This window comes from Mesorhizobium sp. M4A.F.Ca.ET.050.02.1.1, assembly GCF_003997725.1.
GTDB lineage: Bacteria > Pseudomonadota > Alphaproteobacteria > Rhizobiales > Rhizobiaceae > Mesorhizobium.
In genome coordinates, this window is record NZ_RZSG01000306.1 from 1 (window position 1) to 6661 (window position 6661).

Annotated in this window: 8 protein-coding genes and 1 pseudogene; 6 read left to right on the forward strand and 3 right to left on the reverse strand. The window is 63.4% G+C overall.

Going from position 1 to position 6661, the window contains the following annotated elements; all coding sequences use genetic code 11:
- Positions 1–45: 45 nt before the first annotated feature.
- The 3 genes from EOA33_RS19600 to EOA33_RS19610 all read left to right on the forward strand — a co-directional run bounded on the left by EOA33_RS19600 (position 46) and on the right by EOA33_RS19610 (position 2368).
- The gene (locus EOA33_RS19600) at positions 46–573 is read left to right on the forward strand and encodes a hypothetical protein (RefSeq protein WP_126055685.1); all 528 of its coding nucleotides are present in this window, start codon (positions 46–48) and stop codon (positions 571–573) included.
- A 121-nt stretch (positions 574–694) separates the two neighbouring features.
- Positions 695–1615: an EamA family transporter RarD gene (rarD, locus tag EOA33_RS19605; protein ID WP_126055684.1), complete on the forward strand. Its 921-nt coding sequence runs from the start codon at positions 695–697 to the stop codon at positions 1613–1615.
- A 66-nt stretch (positions 1616–1681) separates the two neighbouring features.
- Positions 1682–2368 carry a glutathione S-transferase family protein gene (locus EOA33_RS19610; RefSeq protein ID WP_126055683.1) on the forward strand — a complete coding sequence of 229 codons (687 nt, stop codon included), beginning with the start codon at positions 1682–1684 and terminating at the stop codon, positions 2366–2368.
- Here the strand turns inward: EOA33_RS19610 and EOA33_RS40620 are convergent.
- Both EOA33_RS40620 and EOA33_RS19620 read right to left on the reverse strand, forming a co-directional pair.
- Positions 2340–2864, reverse strand: coding sequence for a CatB-related O-acetyltransferase (locus EOA33_RS40620; protein ID WP_281033530.1), 525 nt, complete (start codon positions 2862–2864; stop codon positions 2340–2342). The genes EOA33_RS19610 and EOA33_RS40620 overlap by 29 nt on opposite strands.
- 216 nt (positions 2865–3080) lie before the next feature.
- Complete coding sequence (locus tag EOA33_RS19620; RefSeq protein WP_127406335.1) at positions 3081–4079, reverse strand: transporter; 999 nt, start codon at positions 4077–4079, stop codon at positions 3081–3083.
- A gap of 351 nt (positions 4080–4430) precedes the next feature.
- Here EOA33_RS19620 and EOA33_RS19625 point away from each other — a divergent pair, with 351 nt between their 5' ends.
- The gene (locus EOA33_RS19625) at positions 4431–4643 is read left to right on the forward strand and encodes a hypothetical protein (protein WP_127406336.1); all 213 of its coding nucleotides are present in this window, start codon (positions 4431–4433) and stop codon (positions 4641–4643) included.
- A 75-nt stretch (positions 4644–4718) separates the two neighbouring features.
- Positions 4719–5579 carry a hypothetical protein gene (locus tag EOA33_RS19630; protein ID WP_127406337.1) on the forward strand — a complete coding sequence of 287 codons (861 nt, stop codon included), beginning with the start codon at positions 4719–4721 and terminating at the stop codon, positions 5577–5579.
- 87 nt (positions 5580–5666) lie between these two features.
- On the opposite strand, the gene EOA33_RS19635 is transcribed toward EOA33_RS19630, so the two are convergent.
- Complete coding sequence (locus EOA33_RS19635) at positions 5667–6278, reverse strand: TIGR00730 family Rossman fold protein (RefSeq protein ID WP_126055678.1); 612 nt, start codon at positions 6276–6278, stop codon at positions 5667–5669.
- Between the two features lie 131 nt (positions 6279–6409).
- Between EOA33_RS19635 and EOA33_RS19640 the strand changes: the two are divergent.
- Positions 6410–6661, forward strand: a pseudogene (locus EOA33_RS19640) (peptigoglycan-binding protein LysM); the annotation flags it as partial.

The following is a 6661-nucleotide window of genomic DNA, read 5'->3' on the forward strand; positions in this document are numbered from 1 at the left end:
TGAAGAGCCGCGACATGGCGGGGCTGGTGGCGGCGGAGTAGGCGCTTGGGCTCTTCGATCAGCTGGTTTGGCTTCCGGGGCTACGGGATCAAGGAAGCCGCGGCCTTGTTCGGCAGGGAAGTCGGCGGTTCATCGGACGATTTCGATTCGCCGGTGAATGCTTATCGCAGCGACAAGAACTGGGCGATCATCATCCTTGGCTACTGCAGCTTTCCCAATCCTCCTGACAGCTACCTGTCGGCGTTCTCGCAGGGCAGGGAACTGGTCGTCGTGCATATCGAGGAACACACGATGTTTTCTCGAGCCGAGCTCTGGAGCGCCGGTAAGAATATCTGGAGGGTTTGGCACAGCGGCGACAAGGAGGTCAGCGATCTCCAAACCACGGGAGATCTTCCAGCCTCCTTTGAAACCCTGCGGCAGCGAGCGTTTTCACAGCAGGACAAGGAAGGTGATGTCGACTATGTCTTCGACATTCCTCTCGATCTGGCGGCAGAGTTGACCGGCTTCAGGCACGATGAGGGGGCACCCGACCGGCTTTTCTTCGAGCTTGTCGAGAAACCCGCCCAGCACTGAGTTGGCACTCAGTCTCGGCACCTGGAGCGAAGTCAACCGCTTGAACCATCACCAAAAGTCCATTGATCCATCATAATTTTGTGATGGTCTTGCATGGCCGGCTGGGCCATAGCGTTGGGCCATGGTCACCGAGACAGCTCAGCTTGACGCAGATGCCAAGGCCCGCCGCGGCTTCTTCCTGGCGCTGGGCGCCTATTTCTTGTGGGGGCTGCTGCCCTTCTACATGAAGGCGGTGGCGCATCTGCCGTTGATCGAGGTGATCTGCCACCGCATCGTCTGGTCGGTGCCGATCGCCGCATGCGTTTTGGTCTGGGCCGGTCGCACCGCCGATTTCAAGGCCGCGATCCGCTCGCCCAAGAGCATCGCCATGGCGGCGCTGACGGCGACGCTGATCTCGGTCAACTGGGGGATCTATGTCTGGGCGATCGCGGTCGACCGCACCGTCGAGACCGCGCTCGGCTACTACATAAATCCGCTGGTGGTAGTCGTCGTCGGTGCGCTGCTGCTCGGCGAGCGGCTCGACCGGCTGCAGATCGCGGCGGTTGCGCTGGCCGCCATCGCGGTGACCGTGCTCACCATCGAGGCCGGCAAGCTGCCCTGGGTGTCGCTGGCGCTGGCATTTTCCTTCGCCGCCTACGGCTTCTTCCGCAAGACGCTGCCGATCGGCCCGAGCCAGGGATTTCTGCTCGAAGTGCTGCTGCTCTCGGTGCCGGCGCTTTGCTATATCGGCTACTTGATCGCCACCGGGCAGGACCATTTCGTCTCCAGCACTGGTTCCGACACCGCACTGCTGATCGGTTGCGGCCCGATCACCGCGGTGCCGCTGCTGCTGTTTGCCTTCGGCGCCAGGCTGCTGCGCCTCTCCACCATCGGCATCATGCAGTATATCGCGCCGACCATGGTGTTCCTGATCGCCGTGCTCGTCTTCGACGAGCCGTTCGGCAGGACGCAGGCAATCGCCTTCGCCCTGATCTGGGCGGCGCTGGCAATGTACAGCTGGTCGATGTTCAAGGGGCGCCAGGCGGTCCCCGCGGCAAGATAAGCAATTCCAGGAAAAGTGCGCAGCGGTTTTCCGTCCGGAATTGCGTCAAAACAAGGAGTATGCCCGGTGTACGTCTTGCACATTGCCAACAAGAACTATTCCTCATGGTCGCTGCGGCCCTGGGTGCTGATGCGAGAGCTCGGCATCCCGTTCGAGGAGCGGCTGACCCCGTTCCCGACCGGATCGAGCTTTACCCTCTACCGGGTGTTCTCGCCGAACGGCCGCGTGCCGTGCCTGGTCGATGACGGCTGGGCGGTCTGGGATTCGCTCAGCATCGTCGAATATCTGGCCGAGCGCCATCAGGGCGTATGGCCGGCGGACGCGAAGGCGCGAGCCTGGGTGCGATCGGCGGCCGCCGAAATGCATTCGAGCTTCATCGCGCTGCGCAATCTCTGCCCGATGAGCTGCGGCCTCAGCGTCGAGCCGTTTGCGATGTCCGACGCCCTGAAGCACGATCTCTTCCGTCTCGGCGACCTCTGGAACGATGGCCTGGCCCGCTTCGGCGGTCCGTTCCTCGCTGGCGAGCGCTTCACCGCCGCCGATGCCTTCTTTGCCCCGGTGGCGTTTCGGGCGCAGTCCTATGGGCTGGTTTTCGAAGGCGCCGCGGCCGCCTATCCCAAGCGGCTGCTCGACCTGCCTGCTATGCGCGAATGGTACGCGGCGGCCCTCGCCGAGACCTGGCGTGAACCGGCCCACGAGGCCGAGGTCGCCGCCGCCGGCACTGTCATCGAGGACCTGCGGGCGCCAGCGTAGGCTCCAAACCCGCGCGAGCCGCTTCAGGCGCTGCGTGGGCCGCGATGAAGGCGTCGATGGAACCGAAGAACGCCGGCTGCTCGGCGCGGATTTTCTCGTCGCTCCAATCCCACCACCGGATCGCAAGCAGGCTTTCGATTTGGTGCGCGTCGAACCTGTAGCGGATAAGCCTGGCCGGATTGCCGGCCACGATCGCGTAGGGAGCGACGTCCTTGGTGACGATGGCTCCAGCGCCAACGACGGCACCGTCTCCTATCCTGACACCAGGCATGACTATGGCGCGGCGCCCGACCCACACGTCATTGCCGATCTCGATGGGGCCATTCGTGAGCAGGTCCGATCCATCCGGCTCCTCCCTCGTCACACGAACCTTGAACGGATAGGTGGAAACGAATGATGTCGGGTGATTGGCGCTGCACATGAAAAGCGCTTCATTGGCGATCGAGCAAAAGGCGCCGATCCTGAGCGAGGAGTGCGCTCCACAGCCGTAAATCATTTTTGACTCGACGCCATAGGTCCAACGGCCAACGGACGCAAATGGCGGCAGCGCGGTCTTGTCTCGGCGGAGCCCGAGCCATGTTCTGAGCTTCCTGGCGAACCCCATGCGCATCCTCATCGAAACGGGATGCTGGTCGAAGCATCCGCGATTCCGAGTTGTGTACCACAACCCAAAATCCCGGAGTATGGTCTCCTCGGCCGGAAGGATCCGGTCCTACACGCGCCCGAGCCGCCTGACGAACAGATAGACGGCGCAAGCGACGAGCAGCGACACCGCCGTCACCACCCAAAATCCGATCGGCGAGTCCAGCAGCGGCAGGCCGCCGACATTCATTCCGAACAGGCCCGAGATGATGGTCATCGGTAAGAGCACCGCCGTCATAACGGACAGGATATAGAGCAGCTGATTGGACTGCATCGTCAGCTTGGCCATCAACTCGTCCTGCAGCAGCCGCGTGCGCGCCTGCAACTGCTCGCCGTCGTGATAGAGCGTGTGCGCCCGGTGCGAGAGCCGCGCCGCCATGTCGTTGACCGGATCGGGCAGGTCGTTGCGGTGCGAATGGTCGAGATGCCAAAACAGGCTGGTCAGCGTCGCCATCTGCCGGTGGATCACCACGAGCTGCCGGCGCGCGTCGACCAGCGCTTGCCGCTCGCTGTGCCATGCGTCGCACACGATCCGGTCCTCGATGCCGTCGAGCGTCTCGGATAGGCCGCCGAGCTCGGCCGCCATGCCGTCCAGCGACTGGCCCATGACGGCCTCGATCAGTTCCGCCGGCGAGCGGAATTTCCGCGTCCCGTTCTCGACCGCCTTGCGGATCGCGTCGACCGACTGCAGCGGCTGCTTGCGGGCGCCGATGAGCATCCTGTCGTTGAGCGCGAAGCGGAAATGGCCGAGCCCACGCGCTTCGGCCGAATAGTCATGGCGCAGGTCCGGCAGGTCGCCATAGAGCCAGTCGTCCTCAAGGTCGATATGGCAGCCATGGCTGGCGATGAGGAAGGCCTCGCGCACGGGGGCGGGCAAAGCCTGCTCGTTGGCGATCGCCTGGCGCGCGCGCATGTCGGAGATCTGGTAGCTGCGCCAGGTCCAGTGCGCTTGTGCCGCGTCCTTCGTGCGCAGGCCGTCGGCGGTGAAATGATAGAGGAAGAACAGCCCTTGCTCATCGGGCAGATAGGGCGACAGGGCGTTCTCTTCCGAAGCGAGGGCAATATTCATGGAGGCTTCGCCGGGTCTTCGACTTCAGCACCGCGTAACTGCGGCCGGCGATGTTTCTAGCACGGGCTGCCCCGGTTTCATGTGACGGTTCCGTGACGTTGCACGCCGCGCACGCAACCGCCGCTTGCCACGATTGGCGAGTCACCATCCGTGCCCGCGTGGCCGTCAGTGCAGATAGCCGAGCAGCCAAAGAATGAGAATGATGGGCAGCGGAATCCCGATGAGCCAGAGCAGTGCGCCTCGCAGCATGACGATCTCCTGAGTTGCTGTTCTCTGAGGCAACGCCAATTCGAGGGCTTGGTTCCGAGACGGGAATCAGCTGCAGTAGATCGGCAGGCGATGGGGGAACCGATGCTCAAATGGGGCGCGATACTGGGCATCATCGGCTTTCTTGGCGGCTTCGTCGGCCTCGTCATCTTCACGCCCGAAGCCAACCTGGGTCCGCTTCTCGGCATCTTCATCACCTGGCCGCTCGGCTTCGTCCTGTCGTGCGGTCAGGCCGCTGGCGGCGAGGAAATAGCGGCCGAAGGTCCCGCAAATGCGATGCAGAACGCCCGGCCGTGAGGTCTGGGCTGAGGCGCTGTGAACTGGCAAGATGGCCCCCTACCGGGACGTGATCCGGGAGGCGAGGGCTAGGCGATGACTTTGCTTCAATTCGATATCACCGGCGAACAGGTATCGGACGAAAAAACGGAGGAGGTCATCCGCGAGGCGGAACCGCATCGTGGCCTGGTGCGCTACCGCCCCGATGGCGGCGAGCTTTTCATTCACACGCGGGTGAACATGGCGCTTCTGCGTGCTGCAGCGTCGCTTCCGATCCTGCTCCTGAAGCTCACCCCGCGCGCAAACGAATTGACGCCGCGCGACGCTCTCTTGACGCCCAAGGGATCGAGTCGGAACTACGCCTTCCTCGAAAGGCTCTGCGAGGATCTGGCGGCCGCAGGCTGCCCAGCCTGCTATATCGCTGAACAGCATGGCGAGGGGCGCCGCGATTTCTACTTCACGACGGAGGACATCGCCGGTTTCGAGGAGGTAGCCCGCACAGCCGCCGAGGCCTTGGCCTTCCCACTCAACCTTGAGGAACATTCACTTGCCGCCGTGGCGCCGCTCATTCTTCCTGCCGAGGCGATTGGCGACCTCGGTCTGAAAATCGCCTCGGATGCCCGCATCCGGCCGACGCGCTTCGAGTTCTGGGGCGCCGAGCCCTCTCTCGCCAGGCTGCGCGCCGAATTGGAGAAGCGCGGCTATCGCTTTCTAGGACTGGAGACATTCTCCCGCGAACTCCGGATGATGAAGAGCGTGCCGATCGATGGAGAAGGGTTCCTGGCCGTGCTAAGGGAGATCGTTCCCCTGGCCCGGTCTTTGCAGTGTAGCTATTGCGGCACCGAGACTGTCGAGGGCCATGAGCAGTTCCTGCTCGCACGCCCTCTTCCCCAGCGCTATGGCGGCGTGGGGCGAGGCGGCCTTTTTCGTCGCATTTTCGGTGGCGGCGGCTCGTAAGCGCTGCCGGTTTGAGGCAGCGCTTACGTAGGCAGTAGGCAGTAGGGGCTGTCTTTCCCTATTGCCAACTGCCTATTCCCTACTGCCTTACATCTTGTCTATCACCGACTGCACGCCTTCCGTCGGCGCGTCGACGGACGAGCCGGCCACCATGATGGCGGCGACAATCGCTTCGGGGTCCGCGACCACCAGCGGTTTCACCCGGTGCGCGGTGTGGATGAAGCCCTCACCGCCCATATGGTCGAGCAGCGCCAGCATCGGATCCCAGAACCCCTTGATGTTGGCAAAGACGATCGGCTTGCGATGATGGCCGAGCTGGCCCCAGGTCATGATCTCGACGATCTCTTCGACCGTGCCGATACCGCCCGGAAGCGCCACAAAGGCGTCGGATTTTTCGAACATCCTGTGCTTGCGCTCGTGCATATTGTCGGTGATCACGAGCTCGTCGAGCCGGTCGAGCGCGGTCTCGGTTGCTTCCCTGTTGATGAGGAAGCGGGGAATGATGCCCGTCACCTTGCCGCCGGCCTTGAGCGCGCCCTCGGCGACGGCGCCCATTATGCCCTTGGTGCCGCCGCCGTAGATCAGCCTCAGGCCCGACTTTGCGAGCGAGCGGCCGAGCAGGTGGCCGGCCTTGACGTAGGTTTCATCGCGGCCTGGAGACGAACCGCAATAGACGCAGACGGATCGAATCGTGTTCATGCCGATGATTGGTGATAGGGACGGCAGACATGGTCAAGCCCGGGACAGGCTTTTTCTTGGCCGGCCCTTTTTCTTGTGGGACTCGCTAAAACACGCTAGACCGGCGTTAGGTGGCTAAGGGGCAGTCAAAAATGGCAATTAATCCATTGAAGGCGTTGTTGTTTACCGCGGGCGGCGCCATCGCTGCGGTGGGAACTGCCTATGTGTCGGGCGCGCTCGATCCCTATCTCAATCGCACGCCGCCGGCCGAGATCGCGGCGCTGGCGCCGGGCGAGACCAAACCGGCGGAAACCAAAGCGGCCGATCAGGGCACCGAGGGGCGGCTGCCAGCCGCGCCGGCGCCAGCCACCGACGCGATGGCACCCGCGGCGCCATCCGCTCCC